We start from the raw sequence: 20316 nt of genomic DNA on the forward strand, positions 1-20316 counted from the left end.
TTTGGTAGGCACAATTGGACTCGAACCAACGACCCCCACCATGTCAAGGTGGTGCTCTAACCAACTGAGCTATGTGCCTGTCGTGTGGTGCGCATTCTACGCATTCCTAAAACCCTGTCAACATTTTTTTTCACGCTAAGCTACTGAATCTTAACCGCTTTATAGAAAAGCATTGGCCAGGGCCCAGTAAAGGATTTTCATCAGACGACTAGCGGGTGTTTATTATTATTGATAGCATCGGTACATTCGTTAAAAATATAAAACACGAGGTTCCTGCAGCATGGCTAACACCCCCTACCCCCAGTCCTACTACGCCGCCTCGGCCAACCCGGTGCCGCCACGTCCGGCGCTGCAGGGTGAGGTGGAAACCGATGTGTGCATCATCGGTGCCGGCTACACCGGCCTGTCCAGCGCCCTGTTCCTGCTGGAGAACGGCTTCAAGGTAAGCATCGTCGAAGCGGCCAAGGTCGGCTTTGGTGCGTCGGGCCGCAACGGTGGCCAGATCGTCAACAGCTACAGCCGCGACATCGACGTCATCGAGCGCACCGTTGGCGCTAAAGAAGCTCAACTGCTGGGCCATATGGCCTTCGAAGGCGGGCGCATCATTCGTGAGCGCGTGGCCAAGTACAACATTCAGTGCGACCTGAAAGACGGTGGCGTGTTCGCCGCCCTGACCAGCAAGCAGATGGGCCACCTGGAGTCGCAAAAGCGCCTGTGGGAACGCTTTGGCCACAACCAGCTGGAGCTGATGGACCAGAAGCGCATCCGCGAAGTGGTTGCCTGCGACAGCTACATCGGCGGCATGCTCGACATGAGCGGCGGCCACATCCACCCGCTGAACCTGGCCCTGGGCGAAGCGGCCGCGGTCGAGTCGCTGGGCGGCGTCATTTATGAGCAAACCCCGGCCATCCGTATCGAGCGTGGCGCCAACCCGGTGGTGCACACACCACAGGGTAAAATTCGCGCCAAGTTCATCATCGTTGCCGGCAACGCCTACCTCGGCAACCTGGTACCGGAGCTGGCTGCCAAGTCCATGCCATGCGGTACCCAGGTGATCACCACCGAGCCACTCGGCGAAGAACTGGCACGCACCCTGCTGCCGCAGGATTACTGCGTCGAAGACTGCAACTACCTGCTCGACTACTACCGCCTGACCAGCGACAAACGCCTGATCTTCGGCGGTGGCGTGGTGTACGGCGCGCGTGACCCGGCCAACATCGAGGCGATCATCCGTCCGAAGATGCTCAAGGCCTTCCCGCAACTGAAGAACGTGAAGATCGACTACGCCTGGACCGGCAACTTCCTGCTGACCCTGTCGCGCCTGCCGCAGGTTGGCCGTATCGGCGACAACATCTACTACTCCCAGGGCTGCTCGGGCCACGGCGTGACCTACACCCACCTCGCGGGCAAGGTACTGGCCGAGGTCCTGCGCGGCCAGGCCCAGCGTTTCGACGCCTTCGCCGGCCTGCCGCACTACCCGTTCCCGGGTGGCCAGATGCTGCGCGTACCGTTCAGCGCCATCGGTGCCTGGTACTACAGCCTGCGCGATCGCCTGGGTTTCTGATGTAAGCAGGCCTGGCCTCTTCGCGGGCACGCCCGCTCCCACAGAATTTGTGCAGGGTGCATGGTTTCTGTGGGAGCGGGCGTGCCCGCGAAAGGGCCAGTACAGGCAATATCACTTATTCAGGCTATTCACGGCCTGCTTCGCTGCAATCTCCTGCCCCGCCCGCGCCAGTTCATCCGCGGCCTGCAACCAGCGCTGACGATCCACCTGGGCCGGTAGCTGCCGTGGTGGCTGCACCAACACTGCCCAACTCCCCTGCTTCGCCCACGCCGAGGCAAACTCGTCGAACGCCATCACTTGCCGCCGGTGCATGCCTGCGCGCAACAGCACCCGCTGCTTGTAGCGGTCATAACCGATCAAGACGGCATAACGGGGCTCGCCCCACCAGGCCGATCCGTCCTCATAACGCAGTAGCACCGGGTTGCCGGCCGCCACCTGGGTCAGCAGTGCGTCCAGTTGTTTGTCCAACGGGTACACGACCATGCCGTACTCCCGCGCTACGCGGGGGATGCCGGTGCCCAGCGCCTCAACAGCCTGGGGCAGGTTCAGCGGCTTGTCCAGCAGCCCTGGGGTGATTGGCGCGCCCTGTTGCGACAGCATGGTCGCCAGGGCCATGGCGCCGCTGTGGTTGGCGTTACCGCGGTAGAACGGCACGCTGCTGATCTCGACCCGCTGTGGCAAGCCCTTGAGGTTGGCGGGCGGCGCGCTGGCACAACCGGCCAGGCTGGCCGCCACCAGGCAGGCAGCCAGCAGCCGGCGAGGGGCGGTTTTGAAGGAATGTTGCTGCATGGACACTCGCTTGCTTCAACGCCGGGCAGGCAGCGCCCGGCTCTGGCCACCGATCATAGGTCCCACAGCGGCGCGGGTATAGTCCGACAGCGGCTAGGAGCGAATCGGACTCAGCAATAGACCTTTGTTCGATGGAACGTCACAGGCAAAAGGCTAGACTAAAGCAGTGTCTGGAAGGCAAGTGCTGGTATCGGGCGCTTGGCCGTAGAGATGGAGGCACAGATGAGCCTGACCATGGCAATCCTCATGCTGGTGGGCATGTGGCTGAGCGTCGCAGCCGCCATGTTATGGGGTGTACTACGTATCGTGCGGCGTCATGCACAACATCACCACCTGCCACCGCAGGCCCCGGCCAAGCCACAGCCCGTGCGGCGGGCGCGGCGGCATGCCGGGGTGCACTGATCCTGGATTTTCATCAAACCATTCGCGGGCTCGCCCGCTCCCACAGGAACCGCGTAGCTACGTGGCTCACGCGGTCCCTGTGGGAGCGGGCGAGCCCGCGAACGGGGCGCAAAGCGCCCCGCCTGTCCATCAACCCTCAGCCGCCTCACGCTTCAGCCGCGCCCGGCGTGCAAAGATGTTGAGCATTTCGATCACCGTCGAGAACGCCATCGCCGCATACACATACCCCTTCGGCACATGAGCACCAAAGCCTTCGGCGATCAGCGTCATGCCGATCATGATCAGGAAGCCCAGGGCCAGCATGACCACCGTCGGGTTGTCATTGATGAAGTTGGCCAGCGGATCGGCGGCCACCATCATCACGATTACCGCCGTGATCACGGCAATGATCATGATCGGCAGGTGCTCGGTCATGCCTACGGCGGTGATGATGCTGTCCACCGAGAAGACGATGTCCAGCAACAGGATCTGGAAGATCGCCGCAGCAAAGCCCAGGGTAACCGTGGAGCCTACCTTGGCTTCTTCCTTGGCACCGTGCGGGTCGACGCTTTCGTGAATCTCCTTGGTCGCCTTCCACAGCAGGAACAGGCCACCGGCAATCAGGATCATGTCCTTCCACGAGAAGGCGTTGCCGAACACTTCGAACACCGGGTCCGTCAACTGGACGATCCAGGCCACCGTGCTGAGCAAGGCCAGGCGCATGACCAAGGCCATGCTGATACCAATACGCCGCGCCTTGGAGCGGTATTCCACCGGCAGCTTGTTGGTCAGGATGGAAATGAAGATCAGGTTGTCGATACCCAGTACAACTTCCATGGCCACCAGCGTGGCCAGGGCAACCCAGGCGGTAGGGCTAGCGGCGAGTTCCAGCAAGTATTCCATTGTTCAAATCCTGCAGCGGCGGTTTGGGGGTCAGATTTCCTGAGTGTCTTTTTTCTTGTCGGCATCCTCAGGCTTGTGCCCTTCGGTACCGATGGCCTCGCTTAACGCCTGCTGGGCGGCGTTGTTGGTGTCGTCGATGGCCTGCTTGGCCGACTGCGCGGCCTGGTCGAGCATCTGCTGGGCAGATTTTTCGGCCTGGTCGCAACCCGCCAGGGTAAACAGCGCCAAAGCCAGCACCAACGGGGTGCCGATGGATTTGAGTTGCAGCATGGTGTCCTCGCTTGAAATATCCCGGCGGCGCATAGCGCCTGATGCCGTGCATTCTAGAGACGCCGATAGTTCAGGAAAATTCGTATTTTCATGGCGTATACTTCGGTTTTTACGAATCCGGACGACCAACGGTGCTCAACTATCGCCAGCTGCATTACTTTTGGGCCGTGGCCAAGACTGGCAGCATCACCCGCGCCAGCGAACAGCTGAATCTCACACCACAAACCATCAGCGGGCAGATTAGCCTGCTCGAGCAAACCTACGGCCTGGAGCTGTTCCAGCGCGCCGGCCGGCAGCTGGAGCTGACCGAGACCGGGCGCCAGACGCTGGCGTATGCCGAGCAGATGTTCCAGATTGGTGTGGAGCTGGAGGCCATGCTGCGTGCAGGCCCGCAGGAACAGATCCTGTTCCGTGTAGGCGTGGCCGACGTGGTGCCGAAATCCATCGTCTACCGCCTGCTGGCGCCGACCATGGAGCTGGATGAGGTGCTGCGCATCAACTGCCGCGAAGACAAACTCGAGCGGTTGCTGGCAGACCTGGCTATCCAGCGCCTGGACCTGGTGATTTCCGACAGCCCCATGCCCAACCACCTGGACATCAAGGGTTACAGCCAGAAACTGGGCGAGTGCGGGTTGAGCTTTTTCGCCACCCCGGCACTCGCGCAACGGCTGGATGGCCCCTTCCCCGCTTGCCTGCACGACGCCCCGCTGCTGGTGCCCGGCCAGGAAACCGTGGTGCGCAGCCGCCTGCTGCGCTGGCTGGGCGAGCACCAGGTGCAGCCGCGGATCGTGGGCGAGTTTGATGACAGTGCGTTGATGCAGGCGTTCGGGCAGTCGGGCAGCGGCATTTTCGTTGCTCCCAGCGTGATCGCCGAAGAGGTATGCCGCCAGTATGGCGTGCAGCTGATCGGGCAGACCGATGCGGTGCATGAGTCGTTCTATGCCATTTCGGTGGAGCGCAAGGTCAAGCACCCGGGGATCGTGGCGATTACCGAGGGGGCGCGGCGGGAGTTGTTTCATTGGTGACCGAGGGGGCCTTTTCGCGGGCACGCCCGCTCCCACAGGATCTGCGTCGGTCTCGAAAGGTGTGCTGTACCTGTGGGAGCGGGCATGCCCGCGAAGAGGCCAGAACAGCCCTACAAGGCTCTATGGTAAAGTCCCGCCCTTTCCAGATTCCGAGATACCGCTGCACATGACCCCTGTCTTCCGCCTCCTCAACCGCACCAGCCTGGTGACGCAGATCGTTATCGGCCTGCTCGCCGGCATCGCCCTTGCCCTGCTCGCGCCTGCGGTCGCCCGCGACCTCGCCTTCATCGGCAAGGTGTTCGTCAGCGCCCTCAAGGCTGTTGCACCCGTGCTGGTATTCATCCTGGTCATGGCATCGATCGCCAGCCATCGCCACGGGCAGGAAACCCACATTCGCCCGATCCTCTGGCTGTACCTGCTGGGCACCATTGCCGCAGCAGTGGTGGCAGTGGGCGCCAGCATGCTGTTCCCGTCGAACCTGGTACTCAGCACCGGCGAGGCCACCCTGAGTGCGCCGGGCGGCATTACCGAAGTCATGCAAAACCTGCTGCTGAGCGCGGTCGACAACCCGATCAACGCCCTGCTCAATGCCAACTTCATCGGCGTGCTCACCTGGGCCATCGGCCTGGGTGTAGCCTTGCGCCATGCCAGTGAAACCACCCGCAATGTGGTCGACGACCTGTCCAACGGCGTAACCCTGATCGTGCGCGTGGTCATTCGCTTCGCCCCACTGGGCATCTTTGGCCTGGTCAGTTCCACCCTGGCCCAGTCCGGCCTGCAGGCACTGCTCGGCTACCTGCACCTGTTGGCCGTACTGATCGGCTGCATGCTGTTGGTGGCGCTGGTGATGAACCCGCTGATCGTGTTCTGGAAGATACGCCGCAACCCCTACCCGCTGACCTTGCTGTGCCTGCGCGAAAGCGGGATTACCGCGTTCTTCACCCGCAGTTCGGCGGCCAACATCCCGGTCAACCTGGCACTGTCGGAACGCCTTGGCCTGCATGAAGACACCTACTCGGTGTCGATCCCGCTGGGCGCAACCATCAACATGGCCGGGGCGGCCATCACCATTACCGTGCTGACATTGGCTGCGGTGCATACCCTGGGTATCCCGGTAGACTTGCCGACGGCCGTGCTGCTCAGCGTGGTGGCGGCGGTATGTGCCTGCGGCGCCTCGGGCGTGGCCGGGGGTTCGCTGCTGCTGATTCCGCTGGCGTGCAGCCTGTTTGGCATCCCAAGCGAAATTGCCATGCAGGTGGTGGCTGTGGGCTTCATTATCGGTGTGTTGCAGGACTCGGCGGAGACGGCACTGAATTCGTCGACCGATGTGCTGTTCACTGCGGCAGCGTGCCAAGCCGAAGAACGGCGCAGCGCTTGAGATTGCCGGGGCCGCTTTGCGGCCCATCGCCGGCAAGCCAGCTCCCACAGGAACAGCGCCAGCCCGGGGCAGTGTGCAGTACCTGTGGGAGCGGGCTTGCCCGCGAAGAAGCAGATGATTGCTTAAGCCAGGCGCTTTACCTACGCTAGTGGCCTTTCCCCAGCAATGAGACAGGGCCATGTCAGAACACGAAACCGCAGGTGAAGGCCGCTTCAGCAGCGTCGAGATCCGCATTCTCGGCGCGCTGATCGAAAAGCAGGCCACCAGCCCTGAAAGCTACCCACTGACCCTCAATGCGCTTGTCCTCGCCTGCAACCAGAAGACCAGCCGCGAGCCGGTGATGAACCTTACCCAAGGCCAGGTCGGCCAAGCCCTGCGTGCCCTCGAAGGGCAAGGCATGACCCGCCTGCAGATGGGCAGCCGTGCTGACCGTTGGGAACAACGGGTGGACAAGGCACTGGAGCTGGTGCCGGCACAGCTGATACTGATGGGCCTGATGTTCCTGCGCGGCCCGCAAACCCTCAACGAACTGCTGACCCGCAGCAACCGCCTCCACGACTTCGACGACACCGAGCAGATCCAGCACCAGTTGGAGCGCCTGATTTCACGCGACCTGGCCTTGCACCTGCCACGCCAGGCTGGCCAGCGCGAAGACCGCTACACCCATGCATTGGGCGCCCCTGCAGAGATCGAGGCGATTCTCGCTGCGCGCCAGCAGGAAGGTGGCGCACGCAGCAGTGGCGCCAGTGTGTCGGAAGAACGCATCGAAGCCCTCGAAGCGCGCATCGCGGCGCTGGAGGCACGCCTGGCCGAGCTGGAAGGCTGAGCGGTCATGGCTCGCGGTCGGGGAAGTTGCGGCAGCTCTTGCGTTCGGCCAGCTCCCGGTCACTGGGGCGCTGATCGACGAACACGGTGCGGCCGTCGGCGTAGATTTCCAGATAGCCCCAGTGCAGGTCCTGCGCTGTTTGCCCGGGCTTTGGCGGGACTAGCCACCAGGGTTCGCGGCTGATCAGGGTCATGGGTGTGGTTCCTGAGGGGATCTGCAGTAATCATAGACACCTCAGGTTCATCTCTGTCAGTTCTGACGCATTCGCGGGCTTGCCCGCTCCCACAAGGATCTTCACAGTCATCACGACCTGTGTAGTACCTGTGGGAGCGGGCAAGCCCGCGAAGAGGCCGGTACAGGCTTACGCCGGTGCCGAAGTGCGGATCAGGTGGTCGAACGCAGCCAGCGAAGCCTTGGCCCCCTCACCCACCGCAATCACGATCTGCTTGTACGGCACGGTCGTCACGTCACCCGCGGCAAACACACCCGGGATGCTGGTCTGGCCCTTGGCATCGACAATGATCTCGCCACGCGGCGACAGCTCGACGGTGCCTTTCAGCCAATCGGTGTTCGGCAACAGGCCGATCTGCACGAAGATACCTTCCAGCGCCACCTCTTGTTGCTCGTCGGTGGTGCGGTCCTTGTAGCGCAGGCCGGTCACTTTCTCACCATTGCCCAGCACCTCGGTGGTCAACGCACTGGTGATCACCTTGACGTTCGGCAGGCTGTGCAGCTTGCGCTGCAACACCGCATCGGCACGCAGCTGGCTGTCGAATTCGATCAGCGTCACCTGGGCGACGATGCCGGCCAGGTCAATGGCTGCCTCCACACCCGAGTTGCCACCGCCGATCACCGCCACGCGCTTGCCCTTGAACAGCGGGCCGTCACAGTGCGGGCAGTAGGCCACGCCACGGCCGCGGTACTCCTGCTCGCCCGGCACATTCATTTCGCGCCAGCGGGCGCCGGTGGCCAGGATCACGGTCTTGGCCTTGAGCGAGGCGCCGCCGGCCAGGCGTACTTCGTGCAGGCCGCCATCGGCGGCCGGAATCAGCGCTTCACCGCGCTGCAGGTTCATGATGTCGACGTCGTACTGCTTGACGTGTTCTTCCAGCGCCGTGGCCAACTTCGGCCCTTCGGTCTCCTGCACCGAGATGAAGTTCTCGATGGCCAGGGTATCAAGCACCTGGCCACCGAAACGCTCGGCGGCAACCCCGGTGCGGATGCCTTTGCGGGCGGCGTAGATGGCCGCTGCGGCGCCAGCCGGCCCGCCGCCGACCACCAGTACATCAAAAGCGTCCTTGGCGTTGATCTTCTCGGCCTGGCGAGCGCCGGCATTGGTGTCGATCTTGCCGAGGATTTCTTCCAGGCCCATGCGGCCCTGGCCAAACACTTCGCCGTTCAGGTAAATGCTCGGTACCGCCATGATCTTGCGCGCTTCCACTTCGTCCTGGAACAGCGCACCGTCGATGGCCACATGGCGCACGTTAGGGTTGAGCACCGCCATCAGGTTAAGCGCCTGGACCACGTCCGGGCAGTTCTGGCACGACAGCGAGAAGTAGGTTTCGAAGGTGAATTCGCCTTGCAGCGCCTGGATCTGCTCGATCACTTCGGCACTGGCCTTGGACGGGTGACCACCGACTTGCAGCAGCGCCAGTACCAGCGAGGTGAATTCGTGGCCCATGGGGATGCCGGCAAAGCGCAGGCTGATGTCGCCCCCCGGGCGGTTCAGCGAGAACGATGGGCGACGGGCATCGGTGCCGTCCGCGCTGAAGGTAATCAGGTTCGACAGGCTGGCAATTTCCACCAGCAGGTCATGCAATTCGCGGGACTTCGCGCCGTCGTCGAGGGAGGCAACGATCTCGATCGGCTGGGTGACCCGCTCCAGGTAGGTTTTCAGTTGCGATTTAAGCGTGGCGTCCAACATACGGGCGATTCCTTTTTCAAAACTCGGATACAAAAACGCCCAGGCGAGGTCGCCCGGGCGTTTGACGGGGCGGTGAGTACTTCAGCTTTGGCGGCTGCTCACCGCCCGCAAGGTGCACATGGCCTTAGATCTTGCCGACCAGGTCCAGCGACGGCGCCAGAGTGGCTTCGCCTTCTTTCCACTTGGCCGGGCACACTTCACCTGGGTGAGCGGCAACGTACTGGGCAGCCTTCACTTTACGCAGCAGCTCGGCAGCATCGCGGCCTACACCACCGTCGTTCAGTTCGACGATCTTGATCTGGCCTTCCGGGTTGATCACGAAAGTACCGCGGTCAGCCAGGCCGGCCTCTTCGATCAGCACGTCGAAGTTGCGCGAGATGACGTGGGTCGGGTCACCGATCAGCGGGTACTCGATCTTGCCGATGGTGTCCGAAGTGTCGTGCCAGGCTTTGTGGGTGAAGTGGGTGTCGGTCGACACGCCGTAGATTTCCACGCCCAGCTTCTGGAACTCGGCATAGTTGTCAGCAAGGTCACCCAGTTCGGTCGGGCAAACGAAGGTGAAGTCGGCCGGGTAGAAGAACACGACAGACCACTTGCCTTTCAGGTCGGCTTCACTGACCTGGACGAACTCGCCCTTGTGGTAGGCGGTGGCGTTGAACGGTTTGACCTGGCTGTTGATGATTGGCATGAGAGACGCTCCTTCATGGGGTTGGAATCAGTTGATGGATAGAATCCTAACTAATCATCCCGTTGAAGGCTCATTGGCAAAGCTCATGCTTGCGATTGGTTTTGGCTATAACCGGGGTTTATTAATAGAAGGGAATGGGCTGAGCAAAGGATTGCGCAGCATTCACTGGCCCCATCGCCGGCAAGCCAGCTCCCACAGGTACAGCGCAGGCCCATGGACTTGTGCAATACCTGTGGGAGCTGGCTTGCCGGCGATGAGGCCAGTGGCATTAACGAGTAACTGTGCGCATGGTCACGAACTCTTCGGCTGCCGTCGGGTGCACGCCGATGGTCTCGTCGAACTGCTGCTTGGTCGCCCCGGCCTTCAGGGCAATGCCCAGGCCCTGGATGATCTCGCCGGCATCAGGGCCAACCATGTGGCAACCCAGCACCTTGTCGGTCTCGGCATCCACCACCAGCTTCATCAGGGTTTTTTCCTGAATGTCGGTCAGGGTCAGCTTCATGGCGCGGAAGCGGCTTTCGAACACCTGCACCTTGTGCCCGGCCTGCAGCGCCTGCTCTTCGGTCAGGCCAACCGTACCAATAGGCGGCTGGCTGAACACCGCTGTCGGGATGTTCTGGTAATCCACCGGGCGGTATTGCTCTGGCTTGAACAAGCGCCGCGCCACCGCCATGCCCTCGGCCAAGGCCACGGGGGTAAGTTGCACACGGCCGATGACATCGCCAATGGCCAGGATCGACGGGGCGGTCGTCTGGTACTGCTCATCGACCCGAATGTAGCCTCGCGGGTCCAGCTCTACCCCAGTGTTTTCCAGGCCCAGGTTGTCCAGCATCGGGCGCCGCCCTGTGGCGTAGAACACACAATCTGCAAGCAACTCGCGGCCGTCTTTCAGGGTGGCCTTGAGGCTGCCGTCTTCAAGCTTGTCGATGCGCTGGATATCGGCGTTGAACTGCAAGTCGAGACCGCGCTTTTCCAGCTCTTCCTTCAGGTGCGTGCGCACCGAACCATCGAAGCCACGCAGGAACAGGTCACCACGGTACAGCAGCGTGGTGTCGGCCCCCAGGCCCTGGAAGATGCCAGCGAACTCGACGGCGATGTAACCGCCACCCACCACCAGCACCCGACGAGGGAGGTCCTTGAGGTAGAAAGCTTCGTTGGAGGTGATGGCCAGGTCCTTGCCCGGAATGTCCGGCACCTGTGGCCAGCCACCTGTTGCGATGAGGATGTGTTCGGCGGTGTAGCGCTGGCCTTCGATTTCCACTTCATTGGCGCCGGTCATGCGCGCATGGCCCTGCAGCAGGGTGACGCCGCTGTTGACCAGCAAGTTGCGGTAAATGCCGTTGAGCCGCTCGATTTCACGGTTTTTGTTGGCTATCAGGGTACCCCAGTCGAAATGCCCTTCTTCCAGGGTCCAGCCGAAGCCTGCGGCCTGCTCCAGTTCGTCAGCAACATGCGCGCCGTACACCAGCAATTTTTTCGGTACGCAGCCAACGTTGACGCAGGTACCGCCCAGGTAGCGGCTTTCGGCCACTGCCACCTTTGCGCCAAAGCCGGCGGCAAAGCGCGCCGCGCGCACGCCGCCGGACCCGGCGCCAATCACGAACAGATCAAAATCGTAGGCCATGTATTCAGTCTCCTAGGCAGGCGGCCAGCATAACGCCCTTGGCGTCCGCACACAAAAAAGCCACCCCGAAGGGTGGCTCTGTGGAACCCGCACTGGCGTATCAGTACGCCTTGCCAGCCTTGTAGAAGTTCTCGAAGCAGAAGTTGGTCGCCTCGATGTAGCCTTCGGCACCACCGCAGTCGAAACGCTTGCCCTGGAACTTGTAGGCGATCACGTTACCTTCTTCCGCTTGCTTCATCAGCGCGTCGGTGATCTGGATCTCGCCACCCTTGCCAGGCTCGGTCTGTTCGATCTTCTCGAAGATGTCCGGGGTCAGGATGTAACGGCCGATGATGGCCAGGTTCGATGGGGCATCTTCCGGCTTCGGTTTCTCGACCATGGCGTCGACACGGAAGATGCCGTCCTTGATCTCTTCGCCGGCGATGACGCCGTATTTGTTGGTTTCCTGCGGGTCGACTTCCTGGATGGCGACGATCGAGCAGCGGTACTTCTTGTACAGCGCAACCATCTGCGCCAGCACGCCGTCACCTTCAAGGTTCACACACAGGTCATCCGCCAGCACCACGGCGAACGGCTCGTCACCGATCAGCGGGCGACCGGTGAGGATGGCATGGCCCAGGCCTTTCATTTCGGTCTGACGGGTGTACGAGAACGAGCATTCGTCGAGCAGACGACGGATGCCAACCAGGTATTTTTCCTTGTCGGTGCCCTTGATCTGGTTTTCCAGCTCGTAGCTGATATCGAAGTGGTCTTCCAGGGCGCGCTTGCCGCGACCGGTCACGATGGAGATTTCGTTCAGACCCGCATCCAATGCTTCTTCAACGCCATACTGGATCAGTGGCTTGTTGACCACCGGCAGCATTTCCTTGGGCATGGCTTTGGTAGCAGGCAGGAAGCGAGTGCCGTAACCGGCTGCCGGGAACAAGCATTTCTTGATCATAAACGTCCTTACAAAAGGCTAGGCCTGTGGAATTCGGCGCAGTCTAATCAGGCGGCAGTCACCTTACAATGCCTCACCTGTGGCCGACCGATGGGAAGATAGAGATAACCCAGTGTAGATAGTTCCGGGGGATCGTAAATATTGCTGTCATACATGACAGTGAAATGACAAAAGGCATGGTTGCCTGTGTTGGCCCCTTCGCGGGCTTGCCCGCTCCCACAAGCGCCGCACAGCATGCAGAACCTGTGGGAGCGGGCAAGCCTGCGAAGAGGCCGGCACAGGCATGCATCAGCTGCCGGTACCCTGCCCGATCAGCACCCCATCCACCTGTTGCCCGTACAGGTTCACCCCGTCATTGGCATGAAACTTCACCCGCGTCTTCTCCACAGACCCATCCACCAGCCGCGGGTCCTGTGGCCGCTCATGGCGGTTGATCCACGCTGCCACGTCCCAGGCCTGCTGGTCACTGAGGCTGCCCGGCTTGCCCAGCGGCATGTTGTACTTGATGAACGACGCCGCGGTATTGATACGGTGCATGCCGGCGCCCCAGTTGTACGAGTCCTCGCCCCACAGTGGCGGCATCACGTACTCACCTGCAACCTTCTGCCCTTCGCCATTGCTGCCATGGCAGATCGCACACTGATCGGCGTAAACCTGCTGGCCGCGCTCGAAGTCATAACCGCCCTTGGGCTGCGCCACCTCCGGGTAGCCACGCCCGGCAATCTCCACACCGGTCGGTGCCTGGGTCGACAGCCAGTACGAATACACCGCCAGCGCCGTCATCTGCGGGCTGTCGGCGGTCGGCGGCTTGCCATTCATGCTGAACTGGAAACAGCCCTGGATACGCTCGGCAAAGGTATTCACCTTGTCGTTTTTCTTGCGGTACGCCGGGTACATCGGATACGCGCCCCATAGCGGCGCCGAATGCGCCAGCCGCCCCTGGTCAAGGTGGCAGTTGCTGCAGTTCATGCCGTTGCCCACGGCCTCGGGCATCAGCCGGCGGGTGTCGACGAACAGGGCATGGCCTTGCCGCACCATCTTGCCAAAGGCGTTATCGGGCAAGTCACTTTCGGCGGGCGGCGCGAACTGCGCGGGTGTCTGCACACCGGGCACTTTCAGTTGCGACTGGTCTTCCATGGCGATCGGTGCAGCCTGGGCGCTGCCCATGGCCAGCAGCAACACGGCGGGAATCATCGGCTTCATGGCTTGACCTCCTGGCTGGCGGGGCGGGCGAAGAACTCGGCAACGGCCTTGATCTCGTCTTCGGTCATGGCCTTGGCCACGCCGACCATCAGCTGGTTGGGGTCATTGCTGCGGCTGCCGTCGCGCCAGGCATTGAGCTGCGCCACCAGGTAGCTGGCGGGCTGGCCGGCCAAGGGCGGAAAGTGTTCGCCTACTCCGCCACCGCCCGGGCCGTGGCATTGCACGCAGCCGGGAATGTGTCGGGTCCAGTCGCCGTACAGGGCCATGCGGGTAGTGGAATCTTCGGCAATCTGCTGACGACGCAGGTCACTGGCAGGGTCTGCCGGCAGGCTGGACAAGTAGGCGCTGACTGCCTTGATCTCGTCCTCGCTCAGGGCTTTGGCCAGCGGCTCCATCACCGGCTGCTTGCGGCTGCCGCTGCGCCAGTCATGCAGTTGCTTGCTGAGGTAACCGGCCGGTAGCCCGGCCAAACGTGGGAAGCCGGCAGCAGCGATGCCCTTGCCGTCCGGGCCATGGCAGCCCATGCAAGCCATGGCAGCGGGGTTGGCCCCGCCCTGGGTGAAGATTTTCTGGCCATCGGTGGCATGCGCTACGGGCCAGGCCAGGATCAGCAGGCTGCCGATCACTACGCGTCTCAACGGCGTCATCACGAAGCTCCTTTGCTTTTGTTATATGTTTAGGCTTGAAACATATAAGCAAAGCAAGGAACAACCGTTGCCTCAGATCAACTTCCGGAGATGCACTGGGTAGCGGCAGTGCGCACATCGCCCAGGCGCAGCGGGAAGTTATTCAACCGCTCGTGCAGCTTGATGCTGCTGCCGCTGCCACGTTTGTCGATGTCCACCAGCGCGGCCGGGCCAGCCCCTGCGGTGATCTTTTGCGGCACGATCAGCCGTAGGCCGTCGCCACGCTGCTCTTCCGTCAGCGGGTCGCGGGTATCGGCCAGCTTCTGCTTGACGCAATCGGCGTAGGCGCGCGGGCTCTTGCCAGAGATCACATCCATCGTTTCATGCGACTGTTCCAGCTCGGCAACACTTACGCAGCCACCCAGCGTTACCGACAACGCCGCCACCATCCACTTCATTTGCAACACCTCAGCCATCAAGAATACGCTTCGACCACGGCCAGGCGGTTTTGCTCCCTGCATTGGCAGATTTATCGGCGACTGGCCATCGAACGCGGCAGTGTAACGGCACATCGTGGTATCGTTTGCGTTTGCAGATCCAAACCTTGCGGAGCATCACATGAAATTCGTACACCAGCGCGAGCACCTGAACGAGGACGACATTGTCGTCATCGAATGCTCCCAGCGCTGCAATATCCGCCTGATGAACGACGCCAACTTCCGCAGCTTCAAGAATGGCGGCCGTCACACCTACCATGGCGGCCAGTTCGTTGACTTCCCGGCCAAAATCACGGTACCCAGCACCGGTTTCTGGAACATCACCATCGACACCGTGACCACCCGCCCGATCTCGGTAACGCGCAAGCCAACCTTGAGCCACAAGATCAAGATCATCCGTCGTTCGTCGTCGAAACTCAGATAAGGCCGCCATGACCCAGACCATCAAGTACGTCATCAAATACAAGCTCGACGGCCAGCGCCGCTGGGATTTCGCGCTGCTGCCCGATGCTTCGCAAGAGCAAGCCCTGCAAGCCTTGCGCAAGATCCACGGCGAAGACGCAGAGAAAATCAGCGACATCCAGGTCAGCAAGGCCTTGTAACACCCATCGCAAGCTCCGTTACACCGCCAACCGCGCGCAAGGAGAACCGCATGAGCCGCTGGCCCGATCGCCGCATCCTCGACCTGCTGGGCATCGAGTTGCCCATTCTCCAGGCGCCCATGGCCGGTGCAACGGGCTCGCCCATGGCCATTGCCGTGGGCCTGGCAGGCGGGCTGGGCGCCCTGCCCTGCGCCATGCTGACCGGCGAACAGGTACGCGCGGAAATAGCCGCCTTCCGGGCCGCCTGCGCGGGCCGCCCGCTTAACCTGAACTTCTTCTGCCACCAGCCGCCAGCACCCGATGCCGAGCGCGATGCACGCTGGAAGCAGGCTCTGGAGCCTTACTACAGCGAAACGGGCGCCGATTTCACGGCCCCCACGCCCGTGTCCAACCGCGCACCGTTCGATGAACAAAGCTGCCAGCTGGTAGAACAAGTGCGCCCGGAAGTGGTGAGTTTTCACTTCGGCCTGCCCCGGGCCGATCTGCTGGAACGGGTGAAGGCCAGTGGTGCCAAGGTGCTGTCCAGCGCCACTACCGTGGAAGAAGCGGTCTGGCTGGAGCAGCATGGCTGTGATGCGATCATCGCCATGGGTTATGAAGCTGGCGGGCATCGCGGCATGTTCCTCAGCGACGACATTACCAGCCAGATCGGCACCTTCGCCCTGGTGCCGCAGGTCGCGGACGCCGTCAGCGTGCCGGTAATTGCCGCAGGCGGTATCGGCGACCACCGCGGGCTGGTAGCGGCGCTGGCCCTGGGCGCTTCGGCAGTGCAGATCGGCACAGCTTACCTGTTCTGCCCCGAGGCCAAGGTGTCGCCGGCCCACCGCCAGGCGCTGGACAGCGCACCCGCCAGCGATACGGCGTTGACCAACCTGTTTACCGGCCGCCCGGCGCGTGGCATCAACAACCGTATCATGCGCGAGCTTGGGCCAATGAGCGACCTGGCACCGCGCTTCCCGCTGGCGGGTGGGGCGTTGATGCCTTTGCGGGCGATCAGCGATCCGCAGGGTAAGAGTGACTTCAGTAACCTGTGGTCGGGGCAGGCGCTGCGGCTGGGGCGACACATGCCGGCGGGTGATTTGACCCGGGAGATTGCCGAGAAGGCGCTGGCCCTGGTCGGCCGCTAGACATCGTCTCAAGCAGGTCCGGCCCTATCGCCGGCAAGCCAGCTCCCACAGGGACTGCGCAACGCTTGAAACTTGTGCGGTACCTGTGGGAGCTGGCTTGCCGGCGATAGGGTCGGACCTGCGATTGCTTCAACCAGCCCCCTTCCCGGCAAATGGCCTATCGCTATATAGTTCAGGCCATAACGATAACCCCAAGGAGCTGTCTTCATGCGTATCCGCCCGTCCCACCTGGCCTTCACCGCCCTGGCCAGCCTGTTCGCCTTCAACACTGCCTGGGCCGATGAGGTTCAGGTCGCGGTCGCAGCCAACTTCACAGCCCCTATCCAGGCCATCGCCAAGGACTTCGAGAAAGACACCGGCCACAAGCTGGTCGCCGCCTATGGTGCCACCGGGCAGTTCTACGCACAGATCAAGAATGGCGCGCCGTTCGAAGTGTTCCTGGCCGCTGACGACACCACGCCGAAAAAGCTGGAAGAAGAAAAGGAAATCGTCCCCGGCTCGCGCTTTACCTACGCCATCGGCACCCTGGCCCTGTGGTCGGCCAAAGAAGGCTACGTAGATGCCAAGGGCGAAGTACTGAAGAAAAACGAATACAAGCACCTGTCCATCGCCAACCCGAAAGCGGCACCTTACGGCCTGGCCGCTACCCAGGTGCTGGACAAGCTGAAGCTCACCGACGCCACCAAAGGCAAGATCGTCGAAGGCCAGAACATCACCCAGGCTTTCCAGTTCGTCTCCACCGGCAACGCCGAGCTGGGCTTCGTTGCCCTGTCGCAGATCTACAAGGACGGCAAGGTCACCAATGGTTCTGCCTGGATCGTGCCTGCCAACCTGCACGACCCAATCCGCCAGGACGCCGTGATCCTCAACAAAGGCAAGGACAACGCCGCCGCCAAGGCGCTGATCGAGTACCTGAAAGGCCCGAAAGCCGCAGCGGTGATCAAGTCCTACGGTTATGAACTCTGATGCCACTGGATGCCAGTGACCTGGGTGCAATCTGGCTGACCGTGAAACTGGCCAGCCTGACCACCTTGATCTTGCTGGTTATTGGCACCCCCATCGCCTGGTGGCTGGCGCGCACGCGCTCATGGCTGCGCGGGCCGGTGGGGGCGATCGTGGCGCTGCCGCTGGTGCTGCCACCGACGGTGATCGGCTTTTACCTCCTGATCGCCCTCGGCCCGCACGGTTGGCTCGGCCAGGCTACCCAGGCATTGGGCCTGGGCAGCGTGGTGTTCAGCTTCACGGGCCTGGTGATCGGTTCGACGGTGTATTCCATGCCGTTCGTGGTGCAGCCGCTGCAGAATGCCTTTGGCGCGATTGGCCAGCGCCCGCTGGAGGTTGCCGCCACCCTGCGCGCCAGCCCGTGGGACACCTTCGTCCATGTGGTGCTGCCGCTGGCCCGCCCTGGTTTCGTCACGGCCAGCATCCTCGGCTTCGCCCACACCGTGGGCGAGTTTGGCGTGGTGCTGATGATTGGCGGCAACATCCCCGACAAGACCCGCGTGGTTTCGGTGCAGATCTTCGATCACGTCGAAGCCATGGAGTATTCGCAAGCCCACTGGCTGGCCGGTGCCATGCTGGTGTTCTCTTTCCTGGTGCTGCTACTGCTGTACGCCGGACCCCGCGGCAAAGCTGGCTGGAGCTGAAATGACCGCATCGATTGTGGCGCGCCTTAACCTGGCGCGCGACGACTTTACCCTGGACGTCGACCTGCACCTGCCCGGGCGGGGCATCAGCGCGCTGTTCGGCCACTCGGGCTCCGGCAAGACCAGTTGCCTGCGCTGCCTGGCCGGGCTGGAGCGGGCTGCCAGCGCCTACATCGAGGTTAACGGCGAAGTCTGGGAAGACAGCGCCCGCGGCTATTTCCAGGCACCGCACTTGCGCCCGGTTGGCTATGTGTTCCAGGAGGCCAGCCTGTTCCCGCACCTGTCGGTGCGCGGCAACCTTGAGTTCGGCTGGCGCCGGGTGGCCGCTGCCGAACGCAAGGTCAGCCTCGACCAGGCCTGCCAGCTACTGGGCATCGGCCACCTGCTGGACCGCCGCCCCGCTACCTTGTCGGGCGGCGAAGCGCAGCGGGTGGGCATTGCCCGTGCCCTGCTCAGCAGCCCGCGCCTGCTGCTGATGGACGAGCCGCTGGCGGCCCTGGACGGGCCGCGCAAGCGCGAGATCCTGCCCTATCTGGAACGCCTGCACGACGAACTGGACATTCCGTTGGTGTACGTCAGCCACGCCCAGGATGAAGTAGCGCGGCTGGCCGACCATCTGGTGTTGCTGGAACAGGGCCAGGCGGTGGCCAGCGGCCCGATCAGCCAAACCCTCGCCCGCCTCGACCTGTCATTGGCCCAGGGCGAGGATGCCGGCGTAGTGTTCGAGGGCATGGTGGTGGGGCATGACCCGCACTATGATCTGCTCGACCTGCGCTTACCCGGCAGCGCCGGGCCGCTGTTGCGCATCGCCCACCCGGCGCATGTGATGGGCAGCACCCTTCGGGTCAAGGTGCAGGCCCGGGACGTCAGCCTGGTACTGGCGGCTGAAAGCACCTCAAGCATCCTCAACCGCCTGCCCGTGCGGGTACGCGAAAGCCGCCCGGCCGATAACCCGGCCCACGTGCTGGTGAGCCTGGACGCAGGCGGCAACGCCTTGCTTGCCCGCATCACCCGCTTCTCGGCAGACCAGCTTGGCCTGCACCCGGGCCAGGCGCTGTTTGCCCAGATCAAGTCGGTGGCCCTCTTGGGCTGAGCATCCTAGGCACGGGCGTTGTCCATTGATCAGTGACCTGATCGAGGCCTGCCGCCCATGCTCGACTGCCCCCTGCCGCGCACCCTGCACTATGTTGACGACAGCCAGCCGGGCCTGACCCGACGACGCTGGCGCGACCGCTTCATCTATCTGGATGCCGACGGCCAGCGGGTGCGCGACAGCGAAACCCTGGCGCGCATAGCCGCGCTGGTGATTCCGCCGGCCTACACGCAGGTGTGGATCTGCGCCGATCCACAAGGCCACCTGCAGGCTACCGGCCGCGACGCCCGTGGCCGCAAGCAATACCGCTACCACACGCAATGGCGCGAACTGCGCGACCAGCACAAGTACGGGCGCATGCTGGCCTTCGCCCAGGCATTGCCCAAGTTGCGTGCGCAACTGGAGGCTCACCTGGCACGGCCTGGCCTGGACCGGGAAAAGGTAATGGCGCTGGTGGTGAGCCTGCTGGACCACACCCTGATCCGCATTGGCAACCAGCGCTACCTACGTGACAACCAGTCCTACGGGCTGACCACCTTGCGCAACCGCCACGTGCAAGTGAAAGGCAGCAGCATCCGCTTCCAGTTCCGCGGCAAGCGCGGCGTCGAGCACAACGTCACCCTCACCGACCGGCGCCTGGCCAACCTGCTCAAGCGCTGCATGGAGCTGCCCGGCCAGGCATTGTTCCAGTACCTGGATGAAGACGGCCAGCGCCACAGCGTCGGCTCCAGCGAGGTCAATCAGTTCCTGCAACAGTTGACCGGTGCCGACTTCACCGCCAAGGACTACCGTACCTGGGCCGGCAGCAGCCTGGCCCTGGACCTGCTCAGGCCTTTGGCCTGGGAGCCAGACACCGAGGCCAAACGCCAGGTAGCAGCCATTGTGCGCCAGGTCGCCGCACGGCTGGGTAACACGCCTGCGGTGTGCAGGCGCTGCTATATCCACCCGGCGGTACTTGAACATTATGCGCTGGGGCGCCTGGGTAACTTGCCAAAGCGCCGTATACGCAAGGGCCTGGACCCCGAAGAAGTGGCCTTGCTGCTATTTCTTCAGGCGCTTGAGGAACAGGATGATCATTAAGCCTGTCTATTCATGCCATGATGCGAAGAAATTTCCCATTGGCCGCCAAGCCCCCTATCCTTGCCATCGAGCACCTTGGCCGACAAACCCTTGGCGGTTTGCTTCGGCACCTGCAACTGAAGACACGCAA

Annotated in this window: 23 protein-coding genes and 1 tRNA gene; 12 read left to right on the forward strand and 12 right to left on the reverse strand. The window is 62.6% G+C overall.

Going from position 1 to position 20316, the window contains the following annotated elements; translation table 11 throughout:
* Nucleotides 1-2: 2 nt before the first annotated feature.
* A tRNA-Val gene (locus ACIQUI_RS25900) sits at nt 3-79 on the reverse strand.
* 201 nt (nt 80-280) lie between these two features.
* On the opposite strand from ACIQUI_RS25900, the gene ACIQUI_RS25905 reads away from it, so the two are divergent.
* Nucleotides 281-1564, forward strand: coding sequence for an NAD(P)/FAD-dependent oxidoreductase (locus ACIQUI_RS25905; RefSeq protein WP_403203509.1), 1284 nt, complete (start codon nt 281-283; stop codon nt 1562-1564).
* Between the two features lie 111 nt (nt 1565-1675).
* Here ACIQUI_RS25905 and ACIQUI_RS25910 read toward each other — a convergent pair whose 3' ends face one another.
* On the reverse strand, nt 1676-2353 hold the full coding sequence (locus tag ACIQUI_RS25910; protein ID WP_403203511.1) for a peptidase C39 family protein: 678 nt from the start codon (nt 2351-2353) through the stop codon (nt 1676-1678).
* A 222-nt stretch (nt 2354-2575) separates the two neighbouring features.
* Here ACIQUI_RS25910 and ACIQUI_RS25915 point away from each other — a divergent pair, with 222 nt between their 5' ends.
* Nucleotides 2576-2755, forward strand: a complete 180-nt coding sequence (locus ACIQUI_RS25915; protein WP_391136511.1) for a hypothetical protein — start codon at nt 2576-2578, stop codon at nt 2753-2755.
* Between the two features lie 129 nt (nt 2756-2884).
* Here the strand turns inward: ACIQUI_RS25915 and ACIQUI_RS25920 are convergent, their stop codons facing one another.
* Together ACIQUI_RS25920 and ACIQUI_RS25925 are read right to left on the reverse strand one after the other, a co-directional pair.
* Nucleotides 2885-3637 (reverse strand): TerC family protein, encoded by a 753-nt coding sequence (locus ACIQUI_RS25920; RefSeq protein ID WP_019473607.1) that lies wholly within the window; start codon nt 3635-3637, stop codon nt 2885-2887.
* Nucleotides 3638-3667: 30 nt separating this feature from the next.
* Complete coding sequence (locus tag ACIQUI_RS25925) at nt 3668-3907, reverse strand: hypothetical protein (protein WP_403203513.1); 240 nt, start codon at nt 3905-3907, stop codon at nt 3668-3670.
* Between the two features lie 131 nt (nt 3908-4038).
* Between ACIQUI_RS25925 and nhaR the strand changes: the two genes are divergently transcribed.
* The 3 genes from nhaR to ACIQUI_RS25940 all read left to right on the forward strand — a co-directional run bounded on the left by nhaR (nt 4039) and on the right by ACIQUI_RS25940 (nt 7136).
* Nucleotides 4039-4932: a transcriptional activator NhaR gene (nhaR, locus tag ACIQUI_RS25930; RefSeq protein WP_403203515.1), complete on the forward strand. Its 894-nt coding sequence runs from the start codon at nt 4039-4041 to the stop codon at nt 4930-4932.
* Nucleotides 4933-5098: 166 nt separating this feature from the next.
* Nucleotides 5099-6310: a serine/threonine transporter SstT gene (gene sstT, locus ACIQUI_RS25935; RefSeq protein WP_403203517.1), complete on the forward strand. Its 1212-nt coding sequence runs from the start codon at nt 5099-5101 to the stop codon at nt 6308-6310.
* Between the two features lie 178 nt (nt 6311-6488).
* Nucleotides 6489-7136, forward strand: a complete 648-nt coding sequence (locus ACIQUI_RS25940; protein WP_403203519.1) for a YceH family protein — start codon at nt 6489-6491, stop codon at nt 7134-7136.
* A gap of 4 nt (nt 7137-7140) precedes the next feature.
* Here ACIQUI_RS25940 and ACIQUI_RS25945 read toward each other — a convergent pair whose 3' ends face one another.
* The 8 genes from ACIQUI_RS25945 to ACIQUI_RS25980 form a co-directional block, all read right to left on the reverse strand.
* Entirely contained in the window at nt 7141-7329 is a 189-nt protein-coding gene (locus ACIQUI_RS25945; protein WP_403203521.1) for a hypothetical protein, read from the reverse strand.
* 168 nt (nt 7330-7497) lie between these two features.
* On the reverse strand, nt 7498-9060 hold the full coding sequence (ahpF, locus tag ACIQUI_RS25950; protein ID WP_403203523.1) for an alkyl hydroperoxide reductase subunit F: 1563 nt from the start codon (nt 9058-9060) through the stop codon (nt 7498-7500).
* 124 nt (nt 9061-9184) lie between these two features.
* Nucleotides 9185-9748 (reverse strand): alkyl hydroperoxide reductase subunit C, encoded by a 564-nt coding sequence (gene ahpC, locus ACIQUI_RS25955; protein WP_003250537.1) that lies wholly within the window; start codon nt 9746-9748, stop codon nt 9185-9187.
* Between the two features lie 268 nt (nt 9749-10016).
* Nucleotides 10017-11372: a glutathione-disulfide reductase gene (gene gorA, locus ACIQUI_RS25960; protein WP_403203525.1), complete on the reverse strand. Its 1356-nt coding sequence runs from the start codon at nt 11370-11372 to the stop codon at nt 10017-10019.
* 100 nt (nt 11373-11472) lie between these two features.
* Nucleotides 11473-12312: a UTP--glucose-1-phosphate uridylyltransferase GalU gene (galU, locus tag ACIQUI_RS25965; protein WP_403203527.1), complete on the reverse strand. Its 840-nt coding sequence runs from the start codon at nt 12310-12312 to the stop codon at nt 11473-11475.
* A gap of 288 nt (nt 12313-12600) precedes the next feature.
* Nucleotides 12601-13449, reverse strand: coding sequence for a c-type cytochrome (locus tag ACIQUI_RS25970; RefSeq protein WP_403203605.1), 849 nt, complete (start codon nt 13447-13449; stop codon nt 12601-12603).
* Nucleotides 13450-13511: 62 nt separating this feature from the next.
* Nucleotides 13512-14162, reverse strand: a complete 651-nt coding sequence (locus ACIQUI_RS25975; protein WP_403203529.1) for a c-type cytochrome — start codon at nt 14160-14162, stop codon at nt 13512-13514.
* A gap of 77 nt (nt 14163-14239) precedes the next feature.
* Entirely contained in the window at nt 14240-14599 is a 360-nt protein-coding gene (locus ACIQUI_RS25980; protein WP_403203531.1) for a hypothetical protein, read from the reverse strand.
* A 160-nt stretch (nt 14600-14759) separates the two neighbouring features.
* Between ACIQUI_RS25980 and ACIQUI_RS25985 the strand changes: the two genes are divergently transcribed.
* From ACIQUI_RS25985 to ACIQUI_RS26015, 7 genes are all read left to right on the forward strand, one after another.
* Nucleotides 14760-15062, forward strand: coding sequence for a DUF1883 domain-containing protein (locus ACIQUI_RS25985; RefSeq protein WP_016487931.1), 303 nt, complete (start codon nt 14760-14762; stop codon nt 15060-15062).
* A 7-nt stretch (nt 15063-15069) separates the two neighbouring features.
* Nucleotides 15070-15240, forward strand: coding sequence for a hypothetical protein (locus ACIQUI_RS25990; RefSeq protein WP_403203533.1), 171 nt, complete (start codon nt 15070-15072; stop codon nt 15238-15240).
* Between the two features lie 50 nt (nt 15241-15290).
* Nucleotides 15291-16367, forward strand: coding sequence for an NAD(P)H-dependent flavin oxidoreductase (locus ACIQUI_RS25995; protein WP_403203535.1), 1077 nt, complete (start codon nt 15291-15293; stop codon nt 16365-16367).
* A gap of 207 nt (nt 16368-16574) precedes the next feature.
* The gene (gene modA / locus ACIQUI_RS26000) at nt 16575-17333 is read left to right on the forward strand and encodes a molybdate ABC transporter substrate-binding protein (RefSeq protein ID WP_403203537.1); all 759 of its coding nucleotides are present in this window, start codon (nt 16575-16577) and stop codon (nt 17331-17333) included.
* The gene (gene modB, locus ACIQUI_RS26005; RefSeq protein WP_403203539.1) at nt 17333-18013 is read left to right on the forward strand and encodes a molybdate ABC transporter permease subunit; all 681 of its coding nucleotides are present in this window, start codon (nt 17333-17335) and stop codon (nt 18011-18013) included. The genes modA and modB overlap by 1 nt, the downstream gene beginning before the upstream one ends.
* 1 nt (nt 18014) lies before the next feature.
* Nucleotides 18015-19106, forward strand: coding sequence for a molybdenum ABC transporter ATP-binding protein (gene modC, locus ACIQUI_RS26010; RefSeq protein WP_403203542.1), 1092 nt, complete (start codon nt 18015-18017; stop codon nt 19104-19106).
* Between the two features lie 57 nt (nt 19107-19163).
* Complete coding sequence (locus ACIQUI_RS26015) at nt 19164-20186, forward strand: DNA topoisomerase IB (RefSeq protein ID WP_403203544.1); 1023 nt, start codon at nt 19164-19166, stop codon at nt 20184-20186.
* Nucleotides 20187-20316: the final 130 nt, after the last annotated feature.

Source organism: Pseudomonas sp. NPDC090592 (genome assembly GCF_044769185.1).
In the GTDB taxonomy this organism is placed as follows: Bacteria; Pseudomonadota; Gammaproteobacteria; order Pseudomonadales; family Pseudomonadaceae; genus Aquipseudomonas.